This window comes from Pseudarthrobacter sp. TE9888, assembly GCF_056279345.1.
This window is the reverse complement of the sequence record NZ_JBWBRD010000002.1, coordinates 1,697,797-1,722,350: the sequence shown is the minus strand read 5'-3', so window position 1 is coordinate 1,722,350 and position 24,554 is coordinate 1,697,797. Positions and strand designations below refer to the sequence as shown.

The window sequence follows — 24,554 nt, the reverse complement described above, 5'->3', positions numbered from 1 at the left end:
AGGCCCGGCGCCCCTTTTTAGGAGGGGCGCCGGGCAGGTTGGATCAGTTGGTGGGCGTGTAGGAGGAAAGGAGCGGGTAGGCGTTGGTGCCGGCGAACTTCACCGGGGCTACCTTCTTGGTGTTGTACCCCTGGTTGGTCAGCGCCTCGTACAGCGGGATCATCCAGCCGGACTCCACCAGCCGGGTGTTCAGCTTGGTGGCGGCGGCCTTCACGGCAGCGTCGTCCTTGGCCGCGGCCAGCTCGCCGGTGGCGGCGCTGAGCTGGTCATCGGTGGCCTTCTGCACGTTGGTGAAACCGTTGAGGACGACGCCGTACATGACGCCCACCGGGTTGTCCCAGTTCAGCGGCGCGTACCCCAGGGGCGTGGTGGCGACGGCGGCGAAGGCTTCGTCGGTGGAAGCGGCCATCTTCACGTTCATGGTGATGCCGACGGCGGCGAGGTCCTTCTGGACGGCCTGGAGGTCTGTCTGGGTCTGGGCGCCGGCGATGATGGTGAATTCGAAGCCGTTGGGGTAGCCGGCCTCGGCCAGCAGGCTCTTGGCCTTGTCCGGGTTGTAGGCGAACTCGGTGTTCAGCGCGTCGGTGAACCCGGCGGAGTCCTTGGGCAGGGCGTTCCAGGCCGGGACGTCACCCTTGTGCAGGGCATCCACCAGGCCTTGGCGGTTGATGGCGTACTGGATGGCCTGGCGGACCTTTTCCTGTGCGAACGCCGGCGCGGTCTTGCCGATCTTGTCGAAGGAGATCATGGTGTTGACGGTGCCGCCCGCCTGGGAAACGCCCACTCCCTTGGACTTGGCGAAGTCCACCGTGGAGGACGTCAGCATCGCGACGTCGGCCTGCCCCGAGACCAGGGCGTTGGCGCGTGCCTGGGGGTCCAAAACGACGCTGAAGACAACCTTCTTGTAGGCGAACTTGGCTGCGTCAGCGCTCTTGTCGTTCTTAACCAGGACGTACTTGTTGCCCTTCACGGTGGACGGGTCAAGGGTGTAGGGACCGGAACCGTCCGGCGTGGCAGCCAGGCTGGCGGTGTCCGTGACACCGTTTTTGCCCACGATCATTCCGGTGGTCGAGGCCAGGTTTTTCTCGAACCCGGGCTGCGGCTTGGCGAAGGTCAGTGTCACCTGGGTGGGGCTGACCACATCCACGGACGTGATTTCCTGGGCGCCGCCCTTGGCGACGGCGGAGTAGGCGGTCAGGGCGGAGTCGGACCGGCGGTCCAGGTTGGCCTTGACCAGTGCCGCATCAAGCTTGGAGCCGTCCGTGAACGTGATGTCGTCCCTGAGGTTGAGCGTCAGGACGGTGTTGTCCGCGTTGTAGGTGAAGTCCTTGGCCAGGCCGGGACCTGTGGAGCCGTCCGGCTGGAGGGTCATCAGGCTGTCGTAGAGTCCCTCGAAGAACTGGCGTTGGGCTGCAGCAACGCGCAGGGGGTCGTAGCCGAAGGAGGCCGAGTCGCTGTCGATGGCCAGGGTCAGGCTGCTCGCATCAGCCTTCGCGGACGCCTGGGAGTTTCCGCCGCCGCAGGCGGCCAGGGAACCCATCAGCAGGGCACCGGTCAGGACGGCAGCGCTGCCGCGTGCGGTGGAGGTCATAAGTTTCATCTGGTGCGCCTTCGCATTCTTCTATGACGGTGACAAACGGAGGAAATTCGGGGGGCCGGGGCTGCCCGGCTCCCTTCAAGAATCCGTCGGAGCCTGCGGGACCAAACATGAGAATGTCATTGATTGAAAAAGTATTGTGGCGGCGGTCACGCGGCTGGACAGGATGGATGCAGGCAGTGAGGCCTGGGACGCCGGCGTGCGTCCATGATGAGAGGAACCCCTATGACCAACCCGTTTCCGCAGGACTTCCTTTGGGGCGTGGCCACCGCGGGCCACCAGGTGGAAGGCAACAACGTCAACAGTGATGTCTGGTTCCTGGAGCACCTGCCGGGCACCATCTTCGCTGAGCCTTCCGGGGATGCCGTGGACCACTACAACCGGTACCGGGAGGATATTGCACTGATCGCGGGGCTCGGTTTCACCAGCTACCGGTTCTCCCTGGAGTGGGCCCGGATCGAGCCGGAAGAAGGCCACTTTTCGGTAGCCGAACTGGACCACTACAAGCGGGTACTCGAGGCCTGCCGGGAGCACGGGCTGACGCCGGTGGTCACGTTCCACCACTTCGCGTCACCGCTCTGGCTGCTCCGTTCGGACGGCTGGGAGGGTGAACGCACGCCGGAGCTGTTCGCGCGCTACTGCGACCGTGTCATGGCGCACCTGGGTGACCTGATCGGCTTCGCCTGCACCCTGAACGAACCCAATCTTCCGTGGCTGCTGGAATCGTTCGGCATCGGCGGGGAAGCACCGGAGAACCGCGGGAAGGTTCCCATGTGGGCGGCCGCGGCGGAACGGCTTGGCGTGGACGCCAGCACGGTTGCCCCGTTCCAGTTCTGCTCCACGGAGGCCGGCTTCAACGTCAAACTTGCGGCGCACAAGGCGGCCACCGCAGCGATCAAGGCGCACCGACCGGAGCTGCAGGTGGGCTGGACCCTGGCCAACTCGGACATCCAGTCCATCCCCGGCGGCGAAGACATTGCGGACCGGGTGCGCCGGGACGTCAACGAGCGGTTCCTGGAGGCCTCCCGCGGCGACGACTTCGTGGGCATCCAGACCTACGGCCGCACCGTGTACGGCCCGGACGGACACGCCCCCGCTCCGGAGGGAGTGGCGGTGAACCAGATGGGTGAGGAGATCTACCCGCAGGGGCTGCAGGCAACCATCCGGGAGGCCTGGCGCGTTGCCGGTATCCCGGTGATGGTTACCGAGAACGGGCTGGCCACGGAGGATGACACCCAGCGCGTGGCCTTCCTGGAGGCGGCGGTCGACGGCGTTGCCTCCTGCCTTGCCGACGGCATCGACGTGCGCGGCTACATCGCCTGGACCGCGTTCGATAACTTCGAGTGGATTTTCGGCTACCGGCCCATGTTCGGCCTGATCGCCGTCGACCGCTCCACCCAGGAACGGACCCCGAAGGACAGTGCACGCTGGCTGGGCAACTTCGCCCGGCAGCAGGCTGCATCCGAGATGGCGCAGCCCGCATAGTGTAAAGCAATGGCCCGGACCGCCTTTGGCGGTCCGGGCCATTGCTTTAGCCTGCTACTGCTGCAGCCGCAGCTTGGCGAGGAAGTCCGCCATGATCAGCCGCGTGTCCACGGAGGTGTAGGTCCGGCGCGAGGGCCGGGTGCCTGTTTCCGTGAAGGTGGAGGTGGCATCGTCCAGCCCGGTGACCACCAGGGGCGCGCTGTCACCCAGGCACCACAGGGGCCCGAACGTCATGAAGTCCGGCACTTCCAGGGTGTTGAAGAGCTCCCACAGCCAGGCGCCGGCCGGCCCTGAGTTCCTGAAGGCATGATCGAGTTCGGCCACCGGGGCAACCACCTGCCGGTACGTCTCTGCGGGGAACTGCCACACAGCCAGTTCCCGGTTCCCGAGCACGAAGTCTGCGGCGGCCGGGTCCGTGAAGTAGTTGTATTCCTCTTCATTCACCGCAGCGCCGCCCACCCACGCCAGGGTGAGGGAGGAGGCGACGGCGGGATCCAACAGGATGGCATCGGCCACATTGGTGAGGGGGCCGGCGCAGACAAGGACCAGGGGCAGTTCTCCGCCGGCCGCTGCGGCGTCAGCGATGGCCCGGGCAGCAGGGTTGTCCCGGGGTTGCCCGGTGAAGGGGGCATCGGGCCCTGCCTGCACGGCTGGGACTTCCGGCCGTTTGAGTACCCGGAGCAAGCCGGCCGCCAAATCAGCGCCCTTCTGCGCCATGCCCTGGGGCGGCCCAAACATCGGGTTGGTCAGCGAACTGGTGATGCCGACGATCCTGTTGGCGGGCGACATCGCGTGGTGGGCCAGGGCCACCAGCCCGTCCGGGTCACCCGCCCAGTCGTTATCGATCAGCACGCGGCAGCGGGGCTCCACCCGAATCATGTCCATGCTGCAAGCCTTGCGCCGGCGCGGGGCCCACAGAACGGGACTTTCCATTCACTGGAAGGCGAAGGCGCGCCGCCGGCTATCCCACCTCAGGTTCCCGGATTACCAGCACGGGGCAATGCGCATGGTGGATTGTCTGGTGGGACACGGAGCCCAGCAGCATCCCGGTGAAGCCGCCGTGGCCACGTGAACCTACCGCCACCAGGTCAGCATCCCGGGAGGCCTCGATGAGCGCCGACGCCGGGTTCCCCTCCACGATGCGCCCCGTGACCGTCACGCCCTGGTCCTTGACGCGTTCAAGTTCTTCTTCGAGGATGGCCTGGGCATCCTTCTCGAAGATGTCATAGTCCCATGCTGTGCCGAGGGCATCGCTGACATAGGGAAAGCTCCAGGCCGTCACGGCGTGCACCTCACCCGCGCGCAGCCTGGACTCTTCAATCGCCCAGTCCATCGCTGCCCTGGACTGGTCCGACCCGTCCACGCCCACCACAATCCTGAAACTTCCGCTGTCCGCCACGGTCTCCCTTTTCCTGTTGTGCTCGCATGCTCCAGACAACCAAGTTGACTTCCGGGCCGGTTCACCGCCTAGGGGCGAAGGTCCCCCGGCTCTAGATGTGGCGGAGGTAGCGTTCGGGCGAGTCCATGAACCGCCGCCAGTTCGCGACGAGCTCCAGCTCGTCCCAGGCCTGCAGGCGCAAACCCCAGGGCCCCACTTCGAGGATGGTGGCTCCGGGTAGGGCCGCCAGCACCGGGGAATGTGTGGACATCACCACCTGGGACCTGCCGTCGGCCAGCAATTCCTTCAGGACGGACAGCAGGCTGAGGCAGCCGGAGAAGGAAAGGGCAGACTCCGGTTCATCCAGGACCCACAGGCCGGGCCCATTGAACCGGTCCGCAGCCAACTGCAGGAAGGACTCCCCGTGGGACATGTCATGGAATGGAATGTCCGGATTGAACGTGCTGGGGTTCTGCTCCAGGTAGGTGTAGAAACCGTGCATGGTCTCCGCCCTGAGAAAGTACCCCCGCCGGGTGGCGCCGGCGTTACGGACAAGTCGCAGGTGGTCGCCCAGAACCGATTCGGTGCGCCGGGTGGCGTGCCGCGCGCCCGTGGACCCGCCTTCCGGGGAAAGCCCGTAGGCCAGTGCAAGGGCTTCCACCAGCGTGGATTTCCCCGACCCGTTCTCGCCAACCAGGATGGTCGCAGGGCCCAGTTCGAGCCCCTCGTCGAGGACTTGGGCTACCGGCGGCAGGACCGCGGGCCAGAGTTCCCGGTCCAGGACGTTCGCAGGATCCTCCGCCAGCCGCCGGACGGGGTAAGTGCGCAGAGGCATGGCCCCATTCTCGCAGCAAAAATATTTGCGTATGATTCCCATCCACCCGGGCCGCCGTTCCGAACCACAGCTGTAGGAATCTACAATTAAGGCTAGGAGGCGACGATGGATGCCGTTGACCAGCAGGCCCTCACCGGTGCTGTCATCAAGGAGCACGGACTGGATCTGGCACAGTTGTGGCTGGAGTTCGTCGGACTTGGCGGCGACGCCTCGGAACAACTCATCCGCGCCTATTGCGCGGGCCAGGCCACCCTTTCACCGAAGGAGCGGGACGCCCTGGCGCAGGCCGTCAATGAACACTGCGCCGCCGAGGGCCTGCTCCTGCGCGTCCCGCTCAGCAGCTATGCCCTGTTCCTCCCCCAACCGGAGCCACAGGATCCGGGGCGGAAGGGCCCTACTCGTCGAAGTAGGTAAAGGTGTCCGTCACCCCGGCCACGGACGAGATCACCGTGGCCGCCACATCGCGGAGTTTCATGTTGCGGGTGTTGGATGCTTCCCGGAGCAGCTTGAAGGCAGCGTCCTGGGTGCAGCGGTTCTGCGCCATGATGGCCCCGGTAGCCAGGTCGATCACGGTGCGGGTCCGCATGGCTGCGGTCATGCCGTCCCTGGTTTCCTCCAGCTTGAGCATGCGCAGGCAGAGCGTCAGGCCCTTGGAGGCCCGCCGCACAAACGTCTCGGCAACGTCCACGCGGTTGTCGCGGGGGTCGACGGGATGCGAGCTGTAGAACGTCAGAACGCCCTGAGCGTCCCCCTCCAGCTCCACAGGGATGCTCAGCACCGAAAGGAATCCCTGATCCTGGACGGCCTGGACATATTGCGGCCACCGCTTTTCAAGCCGCAGGTCCGCCACCAGGACCGTGCCGCCAGTCCGCATAGCCGTCAGGGCCGGCCCGTCCCCGTGCTTGAACTCCAGCTGGTTCATCACCTGCGCCGCCGGGTTGCTGCAGACCGTAGTCACGGGTTTCTTGGGCCGCAGCACTGTTATCTCACACGAGCACCCGGGGTCCGGGCTGCCGAGGCGGGCCACGGCATATGCCGCGAGATCCTGCAGGATCGCCCCGACCTCGGGGGTATGGAGGAACGACTCCTGAAGGTGCAAGGCAACGTCAGCAAAATTTTCGGCACCAGAGACGTCGGCGTTGGGCACCCGTCTTACCTCCCGGACAGTTATGAAGAGCCACAGCATCGTGGCCGCCCACTGCCGAACGGTGATGCCAGCCTACCTGTGCGGACGCCGTAACCTGTCAACCATGACGCGTCTCTCCACCCCCGCCGGGTCCATCCTCGGCAACTCCCTCGAAGCTGAAGGGACCACCATCCACCGGTTCCTTGGAATCCCCTACGCTACGCCGCCGTCGGGGGCCAACCGCTTCCTTCCTCCGGTCCCAGCAGCCCCGTGGGCAGGCGTCCTTGACTGCACTGTCCCCGGCCCCGCGGCGCCCCAGAACCTGGAGAACCCCGCTCCGCCGGGCGCCACGCCGCGCACCTGGAGCGAAGACGGCTGCCTCAACCTGAACATCTGGGCCCCGCCGCCGGCGGACGGGCCGGCCAGGCCGGTGATGGTGTGGATTCACGGCGGCGCGTACCTTCTGGGCGCCAACAGTGATGCCATGCACGACGGCGCCCGGCTCGCCGCCGCGGCGGGCGTGGTGCTCGTGTCCATCAACTACCGCCTGGGCGCACTGGGCTTCCTGCATCTGGCTGATCTGCTTGGGCCAGGGTACGAGGACTCGTCCAACATCGCCCTGCTGGACCAGCTGGAAGCCTTGCGCTGGGTCCGCCGGAACATCGGGGCATTCGGTGGCGATCCGGAAAATGTCACTGTTTTCGGCGAGTCGGCAGGCGCCGCAGCCGTCGGCACCCTGCTGGGCATGCCGGCGTCGGAAGGGCTCTTCCACCGCGCCATCATGCAGAGCGGCACCGCGGAACGGTACCGCCAGCCGGAGGAATCGGCGCGCATTACCGCGGAATTCCTGGATCTGTGCGGCCTGGACAAACCATCCGCGAAGGAACTGCTGACCCTCCCGGTGGAGCGGCTGCTGCAGGCCCAGGCCGCCCTTGAGAAGCGGCTCGCGGCAAAGACTTACGCCGTCCCGCTGCCCTTCCAGCCGACCGTGGGGACGCCATCACTGCCCGTGCCGCCGCTGGACAGCATCCGCGCCGGGCTCAACAGCGGGGTGGACCTGCTGATCGGGACCAACCTGAACGAGGGCTCCTTCGCCGTCGAAATGCGCCCGCCTGCCCCGGTGGACCCTGGGTATCCTGACCGCGCCGCCGCCGTCCTGGCAGGGGCGGGGATTCCGTCCACCCAGGCACCGGGCTACACCGAAGCGCTGGCCCGCGTACTGTCCCGGGAGCCGGCCGGCAAGGAACTCCTGGAGGCCGCCATCGCCGATTCCGTCTACCGCCAGCCCAGCAACCGTCTTTTGGCCGCACGCCAACTGGCTGCACGGCAGCTGGTTACACGAAGCGGCGCGGCCGGGAGAGACTTCGCCTACCTGTTCACCTGGCGCAGCCCGGCCATGGGCGGAAAACTGGGCGCCTGCCACGCCCTGGACATCCCGTTCGTCTTCCGGCACCTGGACGCGCCTGAGGCTGCGTTCCTCACCCGGGGCGAGGCACCGCAGACTCTCAGCGACACCATGAGCGGAGCCTGGGCCGCCTTCGCGCACACGGGAATTCCGGCCACCACCGGGATGGGTTGGCCGGAATATGGGGACGCCCGCAGCACCATGGTGCTCGACGACGGCGTCCGGGTTGAGGACGATCCGCGCGGTGGGATCCGGGAGTTCTTCGCAGGCGTCAGACCGCTGCAAGCGAATTAAGCGTGTCCCGGATCCCGTTCAACGCGGGATCACGCAGCGAATTAAAGGCAGGCTTCAGGAGCGGCTGGATGATCTTGGCCGGCCCGTGGATGCTGAACTCGGCCGTGTACGTCACCACGGAGCCGCTCCCGTTGGGCCTGACGTCGATGGAATCGAAGGAGGTGACGGTCTTGTTCTCGCCGCGCAGTTTGATGTGGTTGTCCGTGAGCTCGATGACCTCGTAGACCAGGGTCTGGCGCTTCCCGCGAAACTCGGACTCGGCGTGGTACTTGTGGCCCACGGCAACGGGCCCCGGGGTGATTTTGTCCATCACGGGGGTGTTGGGATCCCACTTGGTGGTGTTTTCGAACTCACTCATGAAGGCAAAGGCCTTCTCTGCGGACAGGTTGGTTTCCACACTTCCGGTGACTGTGATCATCACCCCAGTGTAGGAACGGGCCTCCAGCAAGCCCAGCCCCCGCGCGGTGGGGGCTGAGACCGGTTAGCAGCCTTCGAAGTCGGTGAGGACCTTGACCTTGCCCGCCGAGGCCGACGACGGATCGAACGTGTACCCGATCCATTCCTTTGCCAGGCGGCGGGCGAGTTCGATGCCCACCACGCGCTGGCCCATGGTGAGGACCTGGCAGTCGTTGGACAGGATGGACCGCTCAACCGAGAACGAGTCGTGCGCGGCGGTGGCGCGGATGCCTTCCACCTTGTTCGCGGCGATGGCCACCCCGATGCCCGTGCCGCAGAAGAGGATGGCCCGGTCGGCCCGGCCGTCGCGGATCATCTCGCCGGCCGCGATGCCCACATAGGGGTAGGGCCTGGTGAGGTCGTCCGCGGCGTCGGTCCGGTTGACGCCGATGTCGATCACCTCGCTGACGCGGGGGTCGTTGCGGAGATCCGCGAGGACCTTGTCCTTGTAATCGACGCCGGCTTCGTCCGCGCCGACAATGAGCCGCAGCCCCATGGTGTGTCCTTCCGTCGTCATTACTTGGCTCCTGCCGGCGCAGCGCCGGCTGTAGTGCTGGTGAAATGGGGCCCCATCACGGCAAAGACCATGGCAAGGGACGTGGCGCCGGGGTCGGCGGTGCCCAGGCTCTTCTCGGCCAGCGGGCGGGCGCGGCCCTTGAGGGGCAGCAAATCGGCGGTTGCCTCCGCCGCGGCTGCCGCTTCGCGGGCGGCGTCCTGCCAGGCCAGGCCTGGCTCGTTGCCGCCAGCCACCGCGCGGCTGAATGTGGAAGCGAACGGCAGCAGCGCGTCCACCATGGTCTTGTCACCGATTTCGGCCTTGCCCAGCTGGACGATGCGGTCCGCGAACGCCGTCACGCCGGCTGCAAGGACGCCAGCCCCGGGTGCGGAGGAGTTTCCCACCGTCTCGCCGAAGGCGCGCAGGCCCGCGCCCCACAGGACACCGGAGGTGCCGCCGGCCTTGTCCGCCCAGGCGTCGCCGGCGGCAGCCAGCACGTCGCCGGCACCTGCACCGGCGGTGAGGGCGGCGGATGCTGCGGCAGCGGCGGCGTCCACACCACGGACCATCCCGCGGCCATGGTCGCCGTCGCCGGCGATGGCGTCCATCCGGCCCAGCCGTTCCTCGGCGTCGTGCAGGGAAGCCTGGGCGGCCGCAATGGCCTCAACGCATGCGGCAGCGTACCCGCGGGAGGCATCCGTGGCGACGAACGCCGCTTCGGAGGCACCGGCGTCGGCCGCTTCTTCCCCGGCCGAAACGCCCGCCTGGACTGACACCGCACCGCGGCGGTAGGCCGGAGTCTCGGCAGGGGCAGCCCACAGCGGTTCCAGCTCCTCATCCAGCCAGGTGACGGTCAGCGAGACGCCGGCCATGTCCAGGCTGGTGACCAGCTCCCCCACCTCGGGCATCACCAGGGTGTAGCCGGCTGCGCGCAGCAGCGGGGCCACCGTCCCCCAGAGCACGAAGAGCTCCTCGTGCTTGGTGGAGCCGAGCCCGTTGAGGATGACGGCGATCCTGCTTCCGGCGTCCGGAGGGGTTTCGGAGAGTACCCGGGCCACCAGCTCCTGGCCCAGTTCCTTGGCGGAGGGCAGGTCGGTGTCGTGGAGGCCCGGCTCGCCGTGAATGCCGAGGCCCAGGCCCATCTGCCCCTCCGGCAGGGTGAACAGTGGGGCGTCGGCGCCGGGGAAGGTGCAGCCGGCAAATGCACTGCCGATGGTGCGGGTGAGGTCATTGGCCTTGCGGCCCAGGCGGACCACCTCGGCCAGGTCGGCTCCGGTTTCGGCGGCGGCGCCCATCACTTTGAAGACCGTGAAGTCACCGGCAATGCCGCGGCGCTTGGCGGATTCCGACGGCGGCGCGCTGGCAATATCGTCAGTCACCAGGACGTTCTCCACCGCGATGCCCTCGGCCGCCAGGCGCTCACTGGCCATCCCGAAGTTCATCACGTCGCCAGCGTAGTTGCCGTACGTGAAGATGACGCCGGCGCCGGACTCTGCGGCTTTGGCCACCGAGTAGGCCTGCTGGGCGGACGGCGAGGTGAAGATGTTGCCCACCACGGCGCCGTCCGCGAAGCCGGCGCCGATCAGCCCGGCGAAGGCCGGGTAGTGGCCGGAGCCACCGCCAACCAGGACGGCCACTTTGGGCCGGGCGGGGCGGTAGCGGCGGACGGCGCCGCCGGGGACCTGGCGGACCAGGTCCGAGTGGACGTCGCAGAAGCCTGCCAGGGCCTCCTCGGCGAACTCTGAGGGGTCGTTGAAGATTTTGGTCATGGTGGGCTCTCCGGCGTCCGCGGTGTTATGAGGGCAGCGCTGTCAGGGGCTGCTAGTGGATGTGGCTGCCGCCGTTGATGTCGATGGTGGTGCCGGTGAGGTAGGCCGAGTCCTCGGAGGACAGGAAGGCGATCACGGCGGCCACTTCCTCGGTGGTGGCGTTGCGGCCCAGCGGGATGCCGGCATTGATGGCCGCTTCCTGCTCCTCGGTGCTGCCCACGCGGATGTTGGTGTCCACGGCGCCGGGGGTGATGGCATTGACGGTGACGCCGGTGGTGCCCAGTTCGCGGGCCAGGGCCTTGGTGAAGCCCAGGATGGCTGCCTTTGCGGCGGAGTAGGGGACCTTGCCGAAGACGCCGCCGCCGCGCTGGGCTGACACGGAGGACATGTTGACGATCCGGCCCCAGCCGTTGTCGATCATGTCCGGCAGGAAGGCCTTGGTCACCAGGTAGGTGCCGGTGGCGTTGACGTCCATGACCTTGTGCCACAGCTCAAGGGTGGTCTCCAGGAACGGGATGGGCGAGGTGATGCCGGCGATGTTGGCCAGGGCGCCGACGGGCGGGAGGTTGCCGGCGGCCACTTCGGCGGCGACGGCAGCCTGGGCGGCAATGACGGAGGCTTCGTTGGCCACGTCGATCTCGTGGCCGAAGGCGGGGACGTTGAATTCGTTGCCGATTTCCGCGGCGACCTTGGCGGACTTCTCGCCGTCGAGGTCCAGGATGACGATGCCCCAGCCGTCACGGGCGTAGCGGCGGGCGGTGGTGATGCCAATACCGCGGTCCGAGGTTGCTCCGGTGAGGACGGCGGTGCGCTGGATGGTGGTCATGGTGGTGCTCCTTGAATTGTTTTATTGGATCGGTTGCTCCGTAGCGGCCCTTATGAGGCGTCAAAACGGCGTTTTCGGAGCAATCGATGGTTAGAGAAGGTCGGTGATGAAGCTTGCTGCCTTGGCGGCGGCGGCCGGGCGTTCGTCGTTGGTGACGTCCCGGGTTTCGAGTTCGAGCGAGAAGTGGCCGGTGTAGCCTTCGGCGGCGAGCCGTTTCAGGCCGCCGGCGAAGTCGGCGTCCCCGTTGCCGATGCTGAGGTTGATGTTCCCTGGCACGGCGTCGCGCAGGTGGACGTGGCTGATGCGGTCCTGGTGCCGGTCCAGGTAGGCCTGGATGTCTTCGCCGGAGGCCACAATGTGGCTGAAGTCCATGACGATTCCGACGCCGGAACCGGCAAGGCGGTCGGCCAGCAGTCCCGCGCGCTCCAGGTTCCAGCAGAACCGAAGGAAGTGCAGGGACTCGGTCCAAAGTTCGACGCCGAACTCCGCCGCCCGCTGTCCGGCACCAATGAGCTGGGCGGCAACGAGGTCCAGATCCTCTTCGACGCTCCGGACCGGGGCGTGGTCCAGGGCGCCGCACGGCAGGACCAATGCCTTCGCACCGATCTTGGCCGTCAGGGTAAGCAGGGCGTCCAGGTGGCGGTCCCGCGCAGCCCGGCCTTCGGCGTCGAGCACCTTGTTCAAGTCCCCGATATCGCCGTTCACGGAGCGGACCCGCAGGCCCGAAGCGTTGACCTCGCTGGAGACAGCGTCAACCGCGGCCGCGCTGAGCTCATAGGGCACATGGTCGCAAACGCCGGGCAGGGCGCCCAGGTCGATCTCTTCGAAGCCCAGTTCCTTCATGGTGTGCAGGGCCGTGGCCAGGTCCTGGTGCCGGAAGCTGATGGATGAGCACCCAAGTCTGGAGTGGAACATCATTGATCCTTTGGTTCGTGCCGGGCTGTAGTGATGGGGACCACAATACTTTCGTTAACTGTCAACAGTCAACTCTAAAAGTCGACTGTTGACAGTCATAATGATGTGGGTCACACTGGTGTCCATCAATTGTTAACAGTCGACAGCGGCGGACCTCCTCCAGCCGCTTTTCGAAAGGGAACCACCATGAGCAAAGATGCTCTGACCATGCGCGGGCCGGTCCACGGCACCAAGGACGCCCGGCGAGTTGCCATCGGATCCGGCGTGGGGGCCGTCATCGAGACGTATGACTTCATCGGCTTCGGCACCGCTGCCGCACTGTACTTCGGCACGGCCTTCTTCCCCGGCACCGATCCCGTCACCGGCACCCTGGCGTCCTTCGCCACCCTCGGCGTCGGCTTCGCGGCCCGTCCCCTCGGCGGCATCATCGGCGGACACCTCGGCGACAAGGTAGGCCGCAAGCCGGTCCTGGTCGCCTCCCTCATCCTTATGGGCCTGGCAACCTTCGCGATCGGCCTGCTCCCCACCTACGCCGCGGTGGGACTGCTGGCCCCGGCACTGCTGGTCTTCGTCCGCATCGTCCAGGGCCTTGCCTTCGGCGCCGAGTGGGGAGGCGCCATCCTGATGAGCTACGAGCACGCCCCCTGGAAGGCCAAGGGCAAGTACACCGGCATTGTCCAGGCCGGCTTCCCCGTAGGCCTGCTGCTGGCCAACCTGACCTTCCTGTTCAGCGTCCAGCTCGGCAACGAACTGGCCTGGCGTATCCCGTTCCTCGCCAGCATCCTGCTGGTCATCGTGGGCCTGATCATCCGTTCCAAGGTCCCCGAGTCCCCGGTGTTCGATGAGGTCAAGGACAGCGGCGCCATCGTGAAGGCCCCCATCGTCGAGGTCATCAAGACGGACTGGCGCAACATCGTCAAGGGCATCGGCCTCCGCATCGCCGAGACCGCCGGCTACGCAGTGTCCATCACCTACATGATTTCCTACATCAACAGCCAGCACCTGGCGGACAAGAGCCAGACCCTGATCGCGCTCTGCATCGCTTCGGCCATCGGCATCTTCGCCACCCAGGCCTGGGCCGCGCTGACGGACCGCATTGGCCGCCGCCCGCTGTACGTCTGGTCCACCGCCTTCGCCGCACTGTTCGCGATCCCCATGTTCCTGCTGGTCAACACCGGCCTGTTCATCGCCATCATCCTCACCATCGTGATCTCCTACGCGGTCTGCCAGAACTCCCTGGCCGGCGCCCAGGGCGCCTGGTTCCCGGAACTCTTCCAGGCCAAGACCCGCGCCTCCGGCGCCAGCCTGGCGTACCAGATCTCGGCCATGGTGTCCGGCTTCACCCCCTTCATCACCACCCTGCTGTTCGTCAGCTTCGGCTGGATGGGCCCGGCGCTGCTCTTCGGCGCATACGCGCTGATCGGCCTCTGGGCCGCCGTCGCCACCCGGGAGACCTGGGGCAAGCGGGAACGCGAACTGGCTGACGAGGCCACTAAAAGCACCCCGAACACCGTCAACGCCTGAATGACCGCCACGCACGAAACGACCACGGAGCCAGTAATGCCTACAGACACCGTCCAGGACGCCGCCCAGGGACAAACATTGCAGACCGCAGTGACGCCCGAACGATTGGAGAAAATCAGCGCCGCCGCGTACCGGATCCGGCACCACGCCCTGAACATGGGCGAGGTGCAGGGCCAGGGCTACGTAGGCCAGGCCCTCGGCGCCGCGGACATGCTCGCCACCGTCTATGGTGACCAGCTCCGGTACCGGGCCGAGGACCCGCACTGGGAAGCCCGCGACCGGTTCCTGCTCTCCACCGGCCACTACGCCATCGGCCACTACGCGGCCCTGGCCGAAGCCGGTATCGTCCCGGTGGAGGAACTCGAAACCTACGGCTCGGATGACTCACGGCTGCCGATGTCCGGGATGTCCACCTATACCCCCGGCATGGAAATCTCCGGCGGCTCCCTGGGCCACGGTCTGACCATCGCCGTCGGCATGGCCCTGGGGCTGCGCTACCAGGGCTCGTCCGCCCGGGTGTTCAACTTCCTCTCCGACGGCGAACTGGACGAAGGCTCCACGTGGGAGGCCGCCATGGGCGCGCACCACCACCAGGTGGGCAACCTCACCGCCATGGTGGACATCAACGCCCTGCAGGCCGACGGCAAAACCGACACGGTGCTGCGCACCGAGCCGGTGACCGAGAAGTGGGAATCCTTCGGCTGGTACACCCAGCGGGTGGACGGGAACGACGTTGCCGCCCTGCTCGCAGCTTTCGACAACGCAGCCGCCCAGGCCGCCGCCGTCGGACGCCCCTCCGTGATCCTGTGCGACACCAAGGTGGGCCGCGGCGTTCCGCTGCTGGAAAACCGCGAAAAGGCGCACTTCATGCGCATCGAAGAGAACGAATGGCAGATCTGCCGCGAGCAGCTCACCGCCGGCTACGAAGGAAAGGCTTCAGCATGAGCACCACCACCGAGGCCCCCGACACCGCAGCAGCGGCCAAGCCGAAACTGAAGACCTCGGCGATGATCGCATCGTTCGCCGACCCGGGCCAGAAAACCTCCAACGCCCCGTTCGGGCATGCCCTGGTCAAGGCCGCACAGGAAAACGACAAGATCGTGGGCCTGACCGCGGACCTGGGCAAGTACACGGACATGCACATCTTTGCCCAGGCCTTCCCGGAGCGGTTCTTCCAGATGGGCATGGCTGAGCAGTTGCTCTTCGGCGCCGCCGCCGGGCTCGCCGAGACGGGTCTGGTGCCCTTCGCGTCCACCTACTCGGTGTTCGCCGCGCGCCGCGCCTACGACTTCCTCTGCCTGGACGCGGCCGAACCGAACCTGAACGTCAACATCGTCGGCGGCCTGCCCGGCCTGACCACCGGGTACGGCCCCAGCCACCAGGCCACCGAGGACATGGCGATCTTCCGCGGCATGCCCAACCTGACCATCGTTGACCCCTGCGACTCGATCGACATCGAACAGGCCGTCCCGCAGCTAGCCGCCTCCGAAGGGCCCACCTACCTGCGGCTGCTGCGCGGCAACGTGCCCACCGTCCTGGACGAGTACGACTACACGTTCGAGCTCGGCAAGGCCAAGGTGCTGCGCGGCGGTAACGACGTGGTGTTCATTTCGTCCGGGCTGATGACCATGCGTGCCCTGCAGGCAGCCAAGGCCCTTTCGGCACACAACGTGGACGTCGCCGTCGTGCACACCCCCACCATCAAGCCGTTCGACGCCGAAACCGTCCTCAAGGAAATCAACACGGACCGCCTCGCCGTCACCCTGGAGAACCACTCCGTGGTGGGCGGCCTGTTCGAAACCGTGGCCTCCGCCGTCGTCACCGCCGGAGCAGGCAAGCGCGTGGTGCCCATCGGACTCCCGGACCAGTTCCTCGACGCCGGCGCCCTGCCCACCCTGCACGAGCGCTACGGGCTCTCCGTGGACCGCATCGTGGCCAAAGTCCTCGCCGAACTCGGCTGACGGATTTCAAGACATATGGGAAAGCACGGCACCGGTCCAGGCTGGCGCCGTGCTTTCTGCCGTACCATCGGAATTACTACCGACTGTTAGCAGTCGACTTAAGACATTGAGGACAAAGCCATGGCCGGATTGGGCGCCCCCCTGCTGGGACTGGAAAAGAAGAGCCTGCGTGAACAGGCACTCTCCGCGCTGCGGACCGCGATCACCAGCGGTGAACTGGAGCCTGGCCGGCACCTGGTGGAGACCGAGTTGTCCGAGATGCTGCAGATCAGCCGCGGCACGCTCCGTGAAGCCCTCCGCCAACTGGAGCAGGAGGGCCTGCTGTCCGCCGGCCCCCGCGGACGCCTGTCCGTGCGGCACCTGGACGAGAAGGAAATCCGGGATATCTACGCTGTCCGCGCCGCCCTGGAATCGCTGGCCGCCCGGACACTGTGCGAGCTGCCGGACCGGCAGCACGTCACCGAGTCCCTCCATAAAGCCATCGACGCCATGACGGAGGCCGCAGGCGGGAGCCTGGAGGAACGGATCGAATCCGACCTCGAGTTCCACCGCACCCTCTGCCGGCTCACGGGCAACGAGACCCTGCTCCACTCGTGGGAATCCCTGGAGGGATCCATCCGGATGTCCATCATGTTCGCGGGCCTGGAAAAGGGCGTCAGGAATATGAGCGTGGACCGCCACAAGGACATCGTGGGCGCCATTGACACCGGCGATGCCACCCTGGCCCGGAAAACCATCCTGGAACACATGGACACCGCCGCCGCCAACCTCGTGGCCTAGCCCCCGAGCTGCCCTTTCCGGGGAATCCTCGCGGCCTCCCGGCCGTTAACCTACTGCGCGGTAAATAGCCGCGGTGGTAACGAGGGATGGTATGACCGCGAAGTTTGTGTCTGTAGAGGACGACGCCGGAAAGGTCACCCGGTACAGCCGCCATGACAATGGGGGCGGCCTCATAGCGCCGGGAGCCAGCGTGGCGGACAGCGCCCGGATCGGCCCCATGACCTATGTGGAGCACGGCGCGCACGTGGGTCCAGGCTGCCGGATTGGCCACGGCAGCTGGATTGACCGCGGCGCCATCATCGGTGACCGGACAGTCATTGGCGACGGCGTGCGCATCGGCCGGGGCACGGTGATCGGCAACCGCGTCCACATTGGCAGCCACTCGCGCATCGGCTCCAGCGTCCTGATTGAGCACGGCGCCCACCTGGATTCGGACAGCACCGTGCCGGACGGGAGCGAGGTCCTCACGGGCGCCCGTTCGCGCCTGGCACCGGCCCGGCACCGGACCCACCGCAAGGCGAAGGGCGGGCTGGCCGCCTAGGTTGCCCTCGCACCCATTTTCGGCCGCGTAGCGCCGCCCCGCCCCAGACGGCCAGCAGCAGCGCCACCAGCAGCAGTCCGGCGTCGCCCAGGTCGATCGACGACAGCCACGCCGTCACCGGATCCTCCAGGCTGAAAGCAGCGTGGACGAAACTGCCCAAAGTAATCACGGCGATGAACAGCGCCGAGACCGCCGAAATGCCCGTGACCAGGGCGTTGAAGCCAAGCTTCCGCCGCGGATCGTCCAGCGCCGAGCGGTACATCCGCATCATCGCCATGCCGTTCATCGAATCACACAGCGTCATCGCGGCAGCGAAGGCCAGCGGCAGTGCGAGCAGCGCGAGCGGCGGCACCCCCGCCAGGGACGCCGCCGTCGTCATCATCAGCAGCCCGATGGTGGTGGCGGTATCAAACCCCAGGCCGAAGAGGAATCCGATCACGTAGATGTTCCGGGGCCGGCGCACCCTGGCCAGCGGCCGGTCCAGCAGCCGCGCCACCAGTCCCTGCGGTTCCAGGTCGCGGGGATTGATGGCTGCTCCGGTCCGGGAGCGCCGGAAAGCAGCGGCCGAGCGGGTGAAGGCGGAGCCGTTGAACAGCCCCATGGCCAGCAGGAACAGCCCTGATACGCCGCTGCCGATCAGGCCGAGCATCAGGTTCCCGCCGGTTCCGTCCTGCACGAGGCCGCCCACCATGGATGCCCCGGCGAGTACCAGCACGCCGGCCAGGGTCACCACCGAACTGTGCCCCAGGCTGAACGCGAAGCCCACGCTCACCGGGTCCTGCCGCTGTGCCACGAACTTCCGGGTGGAGTTGTCGATGGCGGCCAGGTGGTCCCAGTCGTAGCTGTGCTTCACGCCGGCCAGGTAAGCCGTGAGGACAAGCCCCCCGGAGAGGACCTGCGGTCCGGTCATCGCGGTATTCCCGGCCAGAAAAAGGACGACGGCGGCGGCATGCAGGGCAGCCACGGCACCGAAAGTGCATAGCACCCGCGTCCGGACCGGCAGTGATTCCCGGCCCCGGTAAAGTGCCGCGATGCTGGTCATCAGTGCTTCCTCAAGTCCAGGGCGCCCTGGCCGTGCCAGCGTCCGCGGAGCAGGTCAGCGCAGGCTCGAAGCAGGCGGTTAAGCTGCTCCGTGCTGTTGGAGAGGCTCCGCAACACCAGCCCGGTGGTCCCTGCAACACTGCGGGTCAGCGAGATGCCGGTCAGGGCCTGGTGGCCGGCCGCCAGCAGGTGCAGGTCGTCGGCGAGCGCCTGGTCCACCCGGGGATCCACTACTACCAGCGATCCCAGGTGGCTGTAGCCTTCCATGAACCCGAGCCCTGTGACGTCGTGCAGCGGCGGCCGGATCAGCAGGTTGTCCAGCGCCAGCAGCTCGGTGCCCGCCCCGGTTTCCACGCGGATGTCGTTCCGCAGCCGGACTTCCTCGTACCGGAAGGCGGCGCCGTCGGGGGACCAGCCGGGAGTGACCACCTCGGCCATGACAAGCGACGACGACGGCCGCAGGGTCACGGACGTCCGCTGCCGGTAGCTGGCTTCCCGGTACGCGATGAGCTGGTCCGGCATGAGCTCCAGCCGCGCCCCCTCTCCCAGCCGAACAGTCATCCGCTGCTCGGCAAAAGACCCCGGAGTCCGGTAGACCTTGGTAGCGGACTGCGTCGTCAGCAGCAGGGAAGCAGAGTCCCCCACCTCCACATCAATCAGGAATAGATCCGCCCCGAGATAAGCCCCGCCAGGATTCACGACGACATAACAAACCTGCCCGGAGTCATCGAGATAATGAGGCCGCATCACCCGAAGCGCCCCTTGATGAAACTGGTGCGAGGCAACCGACCTGCCGCGCCGCGAACTGACGCCCAACTCAAGCCGTCCCATCGGTGACTTCTCAGCGCGAGCGGAGTCGGGGATAGGGGGCCGCGGCGTGGCGGGCACCGCGAAGCGGGCACGGCCCCCTATCCCCGACGAAGCGCCGGAAGCAGACTCACCCGCGGGCGCAGGCCCCGACGAGGTGCCTGCTTGAGGTGACCCAACCGCCGTCGTGCTCATGCCAAATCGAGCATCAGGACGTCGTGCCGGATCCATTCGATGACCTTCTCGAGGCCTTCGTCGGTCTTGAGGTTGGTGAAGCAGAAGGGTTTGTTGCCGCGGAATTCCTTGGAATCCCGCTCCATGATGGCGAGGTCTGCCCCGACGTGGGGTGCGAGGTCGGTTTTGTTGATGATGAAGAGGTCGGACTTGATCATGCCTTGGCCGGCTTTGCGCGGGATTTTTTCGCCCTGTGCCACGTCGATGATGTAGATGGAGAAGTCGACCAGTTCGGGGCTGAAGGTGGCGGAGAGGTTGTCGCCCCCGGACTCGACGAAGATGACCTGAAGGTCGGGGTGCCGGGCTTTGAGTTCCTCGATGGCGGCGGTGTTCATGGAGGTGTCTTCGCGGATGGCGGTGTGGGGGCAGCCGCCGGTTTCGACGCCGATGATCCGGTCCACCGGGAGGATGCCGTTGGCGGCGAGGATTTTGGCGTCCTCGATGGTGTAGATGTCGTTGGTGATGGCGGCCATGGAGATGTCGCCGCTCATGTGCCGGGTGAGCCGTTCCACGAGCTGGGTTTTGCCGGCGCCGACGGGCCCGCCGATACCGATTTTGATGGGTTCAGTCATGGTGTCCTCCTACTAGCTCATGAACATCCGGGCACGCTGGCGTTCGTGCCGCATTTGCGAAATTTCCAGGCCGGGGCTGACGGCCCCAAGGTCGTCCGCCGTAAGGTGCGCGACCGCGTCGATGGCGGCAGCGACGTCTTCGTGCGCTTTTCGCAGCACGCGCTGCCCGGCGTTCTGGCCGAGCGGGATGGCGCGGACGGCGTTCTGCGTGAGCGAGGTGACGGTGGCGAAGAGGTAGGCGGCGAGCGCTTCCTGGAGCGGGACGCCCAGGGAGCGGGCGACGACGGCGAACGCCAGCGGCTGGTGCCCGGCGGCGCGGCCGGTGGCCACCATGTCCCGGTACAGTTCCAGCGCGGGCGAGGGAAACACCTCGGCCCCAATCTCGAGCAGGCGGCCGCCCATCTTCACGCTGGCCTCCCGGACCTGCCGCGGCAAAAGGGAAGCAGAAAGAAGAGTATCCAGTTCCCCCAGCTCACCACCCTCATACAGCAGCCGAACAGCCAACCCATCAGAGTAGGTCAAGGACTGCGCAACGAAAGCGGAGAGCCAGCGCCCGAAAGACCCTTCATCAAAAACGAGCTCCCGATCGAGGTACGTCTCAAACCCAAAAGAGTGAGCAAAAGCCCCAGTAGGCAAAGCGGAATCAACCAACTGCTGCAGTGCCAGCTGATACCCGCCCACTAAAGGACCGCCCAAGGTGAGGAACGCAAGCGACGCGAGGGATATGGGGCCGCGGCGTGGCGGGCACCGCGAAGCGGGCACGGCCCCATATCCCTCGTGGCGTCCCACGCCACGCCGTCGTCGTGCCTAGTGGCTGTGTTCAGCATGGCGGAAAGGCACAGGCATGACGCGTTCCTGGCGGGTATAGGGCACGGCGTTGTGGATGAGGTAGTCCTCGACGGTGTGGTCGTAGGCGCACACCATGACGGCGGCCCCGTACTCGCTGTCCGCGTCGAAGAATTGTGCCTGCAGATGGCGGTTGCCCAGGGAGTGCGCGGTGATGCCCATTTCATGGATGGTCCGTGGCGCGATGACCAGGACGTCGGTGGGCAGGACGGACACCACGATCATGTTGGTGTCCGCGACGTGGAGGATGTCGCCGTCACGGAGGTCGGCGGAGCCGGCGGGGAGGCGGATGCCGATTTCCTTGCCGTGGTCGGTGGTGGCCCGCTGGATGCGTTTGACCAGGGAGGCGCTGGGCAGGACGACTTTTTCGCGGTGCAGGCCGGAGTAGGCGGCGAGGTCAGTGCCCGGCAGGTCGTGAAGGTTGCCGAGGACTCGTTCGATGATCACGTGGTTTCTCCGGATTTCTAGAAGAGAAAGTAGCGCTGCGCCATGGGCAGCACGTCGGACGGTTCGCAGGTGACGTCCTCGCCGTCCACCGTGACCCGGTACGTCTCCGGGTCCACCTGGATGTCGGGCGTGGCGTCGTTGTATTTGAGGTCGGCTTTGGTGAGGTTCCGGATGCCGGAGACGGGCCGGATGATCTTCCCGAGGCCAAGCTCAGTGGGGACCCCGGCGTCGATCGCCGCCTTGGACAGGAACGTGATGGAGCTCTGCTGCACGGCTTTGCCGAAGGTGGCGAACATCGGGCGCATGGTCCGCGGCTGCGGTGTGGGGATGGATCCGTTGGAGTCGCCCATGAGTGCGTAGGCGATCTGTCCGCCTTTGAGCACCAGTTCCGGTTTGACGCCGAAGAACGCCGGATCCCACAGCACCAGGTCCGCAAACTTGCCCACTTCCACTGACCCCACGGAATCGGCGATGCCCTGCGCGATGGCGGGGTTGACGGTGTACTTGGCCACGTAGCGCTTGAGCCGGAAGTTGTCGCTGCCCGCACTGCCGTGCGCCCCGCCGTCGTTGTCTTCCAAGGCCCCGCGCTGCTTCTTCATCTTGTCCGCCACCTGCCAGGTGCGGGTGATCACCTCGCCTACCCGGCCCATGGCCTGGGAGTCGGAGGAGGTGATGGAGAAGACGCCCAGGTCCTGCAGGACGTCCTCGGCGGCGATGGTTTCGGCGCGGATGCGGGAATCGGCGAAGGCCACGTCCTCGGGGATGTCCGGGTTGAGGTGGTGGCAGACCATCAGCATGTCCAGGTGCTCTTCGATGGTGTTGCGCGTGTACGGCAGCGTGGGGTTGGTGGAGGCCGGCAGGACGTTGGGCATGCCGGCAATCTTGATGATGTCCGGGGCGTGGCCGCCGCCGGCGCCCTCGGTGTGGAACGTGTGGATGACCCGGCCGGCGATGGCGCGGATGGTGTCCTCCACGAACCCGCACTCGTTCAGGGTGTCGGTGTGGATGGCCACCTGGACGTCGTACTCATCCGCGACCTTCAGCGACATGTCGATGGAGGAGGTGGTGGCACCCCAGTCTTCGTGGACTTTGAGCCCGATGGCACCGGCGCGGATCTGCTCGGCGAGGGGTTCGACGGCGGACGCGTGGCCTTTGCCGAACAGGCCTATGTTCATGGGGAACGCCTCGGCGGCCTGCAGCATCCGCTGGATGTGCCACTTTCCGGGAGTCACGGTGGTGGCTTTGGTTCCTTCGGCGGGGCCGGTGCCGCCACCGATCATGGTGGTCACGCCGCTGGCCAGGGCGGTGGGGATCTGGTCCGGGGAGATGAAGTGGATGTGGGTGTCGATGCCGCCGGCGGTGAGGATCTTCCGTTCGCCTGCGATGATTTCGGTGCTTGAGCCGATCACGATATCCACGCCGTCGGTGATCTGCGGGTTGCCGGCCTTGCCGATCCGGAAGATGTGGCCGTCCTTCAGCGCCACGTCCGCCTTGTAGATGCCGGTGGAGTCCAGGATCACGGCGTTGGTGATGACAGTGTCCGGAATGTCCCCATCCCGAACGGCCTGGCCGTTCTGCCCCATGCCGTCCCGGATCATCTTGCCGCCGCCGAACACCACTTCCTCGCCGTACACGGTGAGGTCCTTCTCGATTTCGAGGAAGAGTCCGGTGTCCGCCAGGCGGATCCTGTCCCCGGTGGTCGGGCCGTAGAGGTCTGCGTACTGCCGGCGCGGAATCTCGAAGCTCATTCGCCGTCCCCTTCCGTATGAGGCCCGCTTTGGCGCGTGCCGCCGTCGAGCCTTCCGTTGACCGCGTTGCTGAGCCCGTAAACCTCCCGGGTCCCCGCCAGTTCGATAAGCCTTACGCTCCTCGAATCCCCCGGCTCGAACCGGGCCGCCGTTCCCGCCGGGATGTCCAGGCGCCGGCCGTGGGCCGCGTCCCGGTCAAAGGCCAGGGCAGCGTTGGCCTCGGCGAAATGGAAATGTGAGCCCACCTGGACGGGCCGGTCGCCGGTGTTGGTCACGGCCACCTCGATGGCCTCCCGGCCCGCGTTCGCGGTCACGGGTTCCGGCCGGAGGACGTACTCGCCTGGAATCATTGCCGCGCTCCTTAGCGGATGGGGTTGTGGACGGTGACCAGCTTGGTGCCGTCCGGGAAGGTGGCCTCGATCTGGACGTCGTGGATCATCTCCGGCACGCCTTCCATCACGTCGTCACGGGTGAGCAGCGTGGTGCCGTAACTCATGAGGTCCGCCACCGTCCTGCCGTCCCGGGCGCCTTCGATCAGCTCGTAGCTGATGATGGCCACTGCCTCGGGGTAGTTGAGCTTGAGGCCGCGGGACTGCCTTCGGCGGGCCAGGTCGGCGGCCACCACGATCATGAGTTTTTCCTGCTCACGGGGCATCAGATGCATGCGGGGTCCCTTCAACGGCCGGCGGACAGCGTGGATTCAGAGTAGGCCCCGCACATTTCCGCCACGTTTCAGGTCCATCATCCGGACGCCTCGGCGCGGACGCGCTGAGTCTCCCCGCCTTTGGCTCCCCCTTGGCAGCGGACGACGGCGGTTGGCCCGGACACGCCGTCGTCATCGCTCAAAGGTGGGGAGACTCAGCGGCTACTTGGCTTAGCGGAGCCGGGCGAGGATCTCGTCCGTGGACTGGACCGGCTGGCGGTAGGTGGTGGAGAGGATGCGGAGCATGTCCGCCGCGTCCTTGTCATCCTCGGAGGCCATGGCGTCCTTGGCGTAGCTGACCCGGATGTTGTGGGCGAAAGCGTCGGCGGCCGTCTGGGCAATGCAGTTGTGGGTGGAGACGCCGGCCAGCACCACTTCGTTGGCGCCCCAGTTCCACAACCGGGACAGTAGGTCGGTGCCTACGAACGCACTGTCGCGCGTCTTGTTCAGCTGCGGCAGGTCCCCCTTGGCCAGGCCCGGCACGGACTGCGCCTGCTCGGTGCCGCGGAAGATGAAGCCTTGGTCATCGTCGAGCATGCTGAGGGTCCAGGTGGACTTGTCCCGCTCATGCTCGGTGCCCACCAGCAGCGCCTTGTGGCCAGCGGCCTCGAATCCCTTCAGCAGCCGGTTGCATTCGCCCACCACCCTGTCCTGCTGGGCGGCCAGCTCAGGCGCTTCGAAGAAGGCGTTCTGCATGTCGATGACCAACAGGGCTATCACGTGGGGACCTTCCTCTCGCCGGACCGTTGGGGGTAACGTACCCACCTC

General features: G+C 66.6%; 27 protein-coding genes. 8 read left to right on the top strand and 19 right to left on the bottom strand.

Annotated features, from left to right (window positions below; all coding sequences use genetic code 11):
• Nucleotides 1-43 precede the first annotated feature (43 nt).
• Nucleotides 44-1,600 (bottom strand): ABC transporter substrate-binding protein, encoded by a 1,557-nt coding sequence (locus ACZ9J7_RS08685; RefSeq protein WP_476208658.1) that lies wholly within the window; start codon nt 1,598-1,600, stop codon nt 44-46.
• Between the two features lie 222 nt (nt 1,601-1,822).
• On the opposite strand from ACZ9J7_RS08685, the gene ACZ9J7_RS08680 reads away from it, so the two are divergent.
• Nucleotides 1,823-3,082, top strand: coding sequence for a glycoside hydrolase family 1 protein (locus tag ACZ9J7_RS08680; protein WP_476208656.1), 1,260 nt, complete (start codon nt 1,823-1,825; stop codon nt 3,080-3,082).
• 54 nt (nt 3,083-3,136) lie between these two features.
• On the opposite strand, the gene ACZ9J7_RS08675 is transcribed toward ACZ9J7_RS08680, so the two are convergent.
• The 3 genes from ACZ9J7_RS08675 to ACZ9J7_RS08665 all read right to left on the bottom strand — a co-directional run bounded on the left by ACZ9J7_RS08675 (nt 3,137) and on the right by ACZ9J7_RS08665 (nt 5,295).
• Nucleotides 3,137-3,967, bottom strand: coding sequence for a nucleoside hydrolase (locus tag ACZ9J7_RS08675; protein ID WP_476208654.1), 831 nt, complete (start codon nt 3,965-3,967; stop codon nt 3,137-3,139).
• Nucleotides 3,968-4,043: 76 nt separating this feature from the next.
• Nucleotides 4,044-4,481: a universal stress protein gene (locus ACZ9J7_RS08670; RefSeq protein ID WP_476208652.1), complete on the bottom strand. Its 438-nt coding sequence runs from the start codon at nt 4,479-4,481 to the stop codon at nt 4,044-4,046.
• A 91-nt stretch (nt 4,482-4,572) separates the two neighbouring features.
• Entirely contained in the window at nt 4,573-5,295 is a 723-nt protein-coding gene (locus ACZ9J7_RS08665) for an AAA family ATPase (RefSeq protein ID WP_476208650.1), read from the bottom strand.
• A gap of 105 nt (nt 5,296-5,400) precedes the next feature.
• Between ACZ9J7_RS08665 and ACZ9J7_RS08660 the strand changes: the two genes are divergently transcribed.
• Complete coding sequence (locus ACZ9J7_RS08660; protein WP_476208648.1) at nt 5,401-5,709, top strand: hypothetical protein; 309 nt, start codon at nt 5,401-5,403, stop codon at nt 5,707-5,709.
• On the opposite strand, the gene ACZ9J7_RS08655 is transcribed toward ACZ9J7_RS08660, so the two are convergent.
• On the bottom strand, nt 5,690-6,442 hold the full coding sequence (locus tag ACZ9J7_RS08655) for an ANTAR domain-containing protein (RefSeq protein WP_476208646.1): 753 nt from the start codon (nt 6,440-6,442) through the stop codon (nt 5,690-5,692). The genes ACZ9J7_RS08660 and ACZ9J7_RS08655 overlap by 20 nt on opposite strands.
• Before the next feature lie 103 nt (nt 6,443-6,545).
• On the opposite strand from ACZ9J7_RS08655, the gene ACZ9J7_RS08650 reads away from it, so the two are divergent.
• On the top strand, nt 6,546-8,120 hold the full coding sequence (locus tag ACZ9J7_RS08650; protein ID WP_476208644.1) for a carboxylesterase/lipase family protein: 1,575 nt from the start codon (nt 6,546-6,548) through the stop codon (nt 8,118-8,120).
• On the opposite strand, the gene ACZ9J7_RS08645 is transcribed toward ACZ9J7_RS08650, so the two are convergent.
• From ACZ9J7_RS08645 to ACZ9J7_RS08625, 5 genes are all read right to left on the bottom strand, one after another.
• Nucleotides 8,098-8,538, bottom strand: a complete 441-nt coding sequence (locus ACZ9J7_RS08645; protein WP_476208642.1) for an SRPBCC family protein — start codon at nt 8,536-8,538, stop codon at nt 8,098-8,100. The genes ACZ9J7_RS08650 and ACZ9J7_RS08645 overlap by 23 nt on opposite strands.
• A gap of 63 nt (nt 8,539-8,601) precedes the next feature.
• A complete protein-coding gene (locus tag ACZ9J7_RS08640; RefSeq protein ID WP_476208640.1) occupies nt 8,602-9,093 on the bottom strand; it encodes an RpiB/LacA/LacB family sugar-phosphate isomerase in 492 nt (163 codons plus the stop codon).
• Nucleotides 9,093-10,841, bottom strand: a complete 1,749-nt coding sequence (locus ACZ9J7_RS08635; RefSeq protein WP_476208638.1) for a dihydroxyacetone kinase family protein — start codon at nt 10,839-10,841, stop codon at nt 9,093-9,095. The genes ACZ9J7_RS08640 and ACZ9J7_RS08635 overlap by 1 nt, the downstream gene beginning before the upstream one ends.
• A 52-nt stretch (nt 10,842-10,893) precedes the next feature.
• Entirely contained in the window at nt 10,894-11,667 is a 774-nt protein-coding gene (locus ACZ9J7_RS08630) for an SDR family NAD(P)-dependent oxidoreductase (protein WP_175317869.1), read from the bottom strand.
• A gap of 90 nt (nt 11,668-11,757) precedes the next feature.
• Entirely contained in the window at nt 11,758-12,582 is an 825-nt protein-coding gene (locus tag ACZ9J7_RS08625; protein ID WP_476208635.1) for a sugar phosphate isomerase/epimerase family protein, read from the bottom strand.
• 186 nt (nt 12,583-12,768) lie between these two features.
• On the opposite strand from ACZ9J7_RS08625, the gene ACZ9J7_RS08620 reads away from it, so the two are divergent.
• The 5 genes from ACZ9J7_RS08620 (at nt 12,769) to ACZ9J7_RS08600 (ending at nt 17,388) form a co-directional block, all read left to right on the top strand.
• A complete protein-coding gene (locus tag ACZ9J7_RS08620) occupies nt 12,769-14,106 on the top strand; it encodes an MFS transporter (protein ID WP_476208633.1) in 1,338 nt (445 codons plus the stop codon).
• Between the two features lie 36 nt (nt 14,107-14,142).
• Nucleotides 14,143-15,051, top strand: a complete 909-nt coding sequence (locus ACZ9J7_RS08615) for a transketolase (RefSeq protein ID WP_476208631.1) — start codon at nt 14,143-14,145, stop codon at nt 15,049-15,051.
• The gene (locus ACZ9J7_RS08610; protein WP_476208630.1) at nt 15,048-16,067 is read left to right on the top strand and encodes a transketolase family protein; all 1,020 of its coding nucleotides are present in this window, start codon (nt 15,048-15,050) and stop codon (nt 16,065-16,067) included. The genes ACZ9J7_RS08615 and ACZ9J7_RS08610 overlap by 4 nt, the downstream gene beginning before the upstream one ends.
• Before the next feature lie 120 nt (nt 16,068-16,187).
• Nucleotides 16,188-16,847 carry a GntR family transcriptional regulator gene (locus tag ACZ9J7_RS08605; RefSeq protein ID WP_476208629.1) on the top strand — a complete coding sequence of 220 codons (660 nt, stop codon included), beginning with the start codon at nt 16,188-16,190 and terminating at the stop codon, nt 16,845-16,847.
• 91 nt (nt 16,848-16,938) lie between these two features.
• Nucleotides 16,939-17,388 carry a transferase gene (locus ACZ9J7_RS08600; RefSeq protein ID WP_476208627.1) on the top strand — a complete coding sequence of 150 codons (450 nt, stop codon included), beginning with the start codon at nt 16,939-16,941 and terminating at the stop codon, nt 17,386-17,388.
• On the opposite strand, the gene ACZ9J7_RS08595 is transcribed toward ACZ9J7_RS08600, so the two are convergent.
• From ACZ9J7_RS08595 to ACZ9J7_RS08555, 9 genes are all read right to left on the bottom strand, one after another.
• On the bottom strand, nt 17,312-18,430 hold the full coding sequence (locus ACZ9J7_RS08595; protein ID WP_476208626.1) for a HoxN/HupN/NixA family nickel/cobalt transporter: 1,119 nt from the start codon (nt 18,428-18,430) through the stop codon (nt 17,312-17,314). The two genes, ACZ9J7_RS08600 and ACZ9J7_RS08595, sit on opposite strands and share 77 nt — an antisense overlap.
• Entirely contained in the window at nt 18,430-19,260 is an 831-nt protein-coding gene (locus tag ACZ9J7_RS08590) for an urease accessory protein UreD (protein ID WP_476208624.1), read from the bottom strand. The genes ACZ9J7_RS08595 and ACZ9J7_RS08590 overlap by 1 nt, the downstream gene beginning before the upstream one ends.
• A gap of 167 nt (nt 19,261-19,427) precedes the next feature.
• Entirely contained in the window at nt 19,428-20,042 is a 615-nt protein-coding gene (gene ureG / locus ACZ9J7_RS08585; protein ID WP_476208622.1) for an urease accessory protein UreG, read from the bottom strand.
• Between the two features lie 12 nt (nt 20,043-20,054).
• Complete coding sequence (locus tag ACZ9J7_RS08580; RefSeq protein ID WP_476208620.1) at nt 20,055-20,723, bottom strand: urease accessory protein UreF; 669 nt, start codon at nt 20,721-20,723, stop codon at nt 20,055-20,057.
• Nucleotides 20,724-20,849: 126 nt separating this feature from the next.
• Nucleotides 20,850-21,335: an urease accessory protein UreE gene (gene ureE / locus ACZ9J7_RS08575; RefSeq protein ID WP_476208618.1), complete on the bottom strand. Its 486-nt coding sequence runs from the start codon at nt 21,333-21,335 to the stop codon at nt 20,850-20,852.
• Between the two features lie 17 nt (nt 21,336-21,352).
• Nucleotides 21,353-23,083: an urease subunit alpha gene (gene ureC, locus ACZ9J7_RS08570; RefSeq protein WP_476208616.1), complete on the bottom strand. Its 1,731-nt coding sequence runs from the start codon at nt 23,081-23,083 to the stop codon at nt 21,353-21,355.
• Nucleotides 23,080-23,433, bottom strand: a complete 354-nt coding sequence (locus tag ACZ9J7_RS08565; protein WP_476208615.1) for an urease subunit beta — start codon at nt 23,431-23,433, stop codon at nt 23,080-23,082. The genes ureC and ACZ9J7_RS08565 overlap by 4 nt, the downstream gene beginning before the upstream one ends.
• An 11-nt stretch (nt 23,434-23,444) precedes the next feature.
• On the bottom strand, nt 23,445-23,747 hold the full coding sequence (locus tag ACZ9J7_RS08560; RefSeq protein WP_476208613.1) for an urease subunit gamma: 303 nt from the start codon (nt 23,745-23,747) through the stop codon (nt 23,445-23,447).
• 210 nt (nt 23,748-23,957) lie between these two features.
• Nucleotides 23,958-24,506 carry a cysteine hydrolase family protein gene (locus ACZ9J7_RS08555; RefSeq protein WP_261618583.1) on the bottom strand — a complete coding sequence of 183 codons (549 nt, stop codon included), beginning with the start codon at nt 24,504-24,506 and terminating at the stop codon, nt 23,958-23,960.
• Nucleotides 24,507-24,554 lie beyond the last annotated feature (48 nt).

Coding starts and splice junctions, on each gene's coding strand:
- ACZ9J7_RS08560 (WP_476208613.1), bottom strand. CDS start 23,747: ATGCATCTGATGCCCCGTGAGCAGGAAAAACTCATGATCGTGGTGGCC.
- ACZ9J7_RS08660 (WP_476208648.1), top strand. CDS start 5,401: ATGGATGCCGTTGACCAGCAGGCCCTCACCGGTGCTGTCATCAAGGAG.
- ACZ9J7_RS08590 (WP_476208624.1), bottom strand. CDS start 19,260: ATGGGACGGCTTGAGTTGGGCGTCAGTTCGCGGCGCGGCAGGTCGGTT.
- ureG (WP_476208622.1), bottom strand. CDS start 20,042: ATGACTGAACCCATCAAAATCGGTATCGGCGGGCCCGTCGGCGCCGGC.
- ACZ9J7_RS08640 (WP_476208640.1), bottom strand. CDS start 9,093: ATGACGACGGAAGGACACACCATGGGGCTGCGGCTCATTGTCGGCGCG.
- ACZ9J7_RS08625 (WP_476208635.1), bottom strand. CDS start 12,582: ATGTTCCACTCCAGACTTGGGTGCTCATCCATCAGCTTCCGGCACCAG.
- ACZ9J7_RS08680 (WP_476208656.1), top strand. CDS start 1,823: ATGACCAACCCGTTTCCGCAGGACTTCCTTTGGGGCGTGGCCACCGCG.
- ACZ9J7_RS08610 (WP_476208630.1), top strand. CDS start 15,048: ATGAGCACCACCACCGAGGCCCCCGACACCGCAGCAGCGGCCAAGCCG.
- ACZ9J7_RS08620 (WP_476208633.1), top strand. CDS start 12,769: ATGAGCAAAGATGCTCTGACCATGCGCGGGCCGGTCCACGGCACCAAG.
- ACZ9J7_RS08685 (WP_476208658.1), bottom strand. CDS start 1,600: ATGAAACTTATGACCTCCACCGCACGCGGCAGCGCTGCCGTCCTGACC.
- ACZ9J7_RS08675 (WP_476208654.1), bottom strand. CDS start 3,967: ATGGACATGATTCGGGTGGAGCCCCGCTGCCGCGTGCTGATCGATAAC.
- ureC (WP_476208616.1), bottom strand. CDS start 23,083: ATGAGCTTCGAGATTCCGCGCCGGCAGTACGCAGACCTCTACGGCCCG.
- ACZ9J7_RS08645 (WP_476208642.1), bottom strand. CDS start 8,538: ATGATCACAGTCACCGGAAGTGTGGAAACCAACCTGTCCGCAGAGAAG.
- ACZ9J7_RS08630 (WP_175317869.1), bottom strand. CDS start 11,667: ATGACCACCATCCAGCGCACCGCCGTCCTCACCGGAGCAACCTCGGAC.
- ACZ9J7_RS08635 (WP_476208638.1), bottom strand. CDS start 10,841: ATGACCAAAATCTTCAACGACCCCTCAGAGTTCGCCGAGGAGGCCCTG.
- ACZ9J7_RS08615 (WP_476208631.1), top strand. CDS start 14,143: ATGCCTACAGACACCGTCCAGGACGCCGCCCAGGGACAAACATTGCAG.
- ACZ9J7_RS08595 (WP_476208626.1), bottom strand. CDS start 18,430: ATGACCAGCATCGCGGCACTTTACCGGGGCCGGGAATCACTGCCGGTC.
- ACZ9J7_RS08650 (WP_476208644.1), top strand. CDS start 6,546: ATGACGCGTCTCTCCACCCCCGCCGGGTCCATCCTCGGCAACTCCCTC.
- ACZ9J7_RS08565 (WP_476208615.1), bottom strand. CDS start 23,433: ATGATTCCAGGCGAGTACGTCCTCCGGCCGGAACCCGTGACCGCGAAC.
- ACZ9J7_RS08600 (WP_476208627.1), top strand. CDS start 16,939: ATGACCGCGAAGTTTGTGTCTGTAGAGGACGACGCCGGAAAGGTCACC.
- ACZ9J7_RS08665 (WP_476208650.1), bottom strand. CDS start 5,295: ATGCCTCTGCGCACTTACCCCGTCCGGCGGCTGGCGGAGGATCCTGCG.
- ACZ9J7_RS08605 (WP_476208629.1), top strand. CDS start 16,188: ATGGCCGGATTGGGCGCCCCCCTGCTGGGACTGGAAAAGAAGAGCCTG.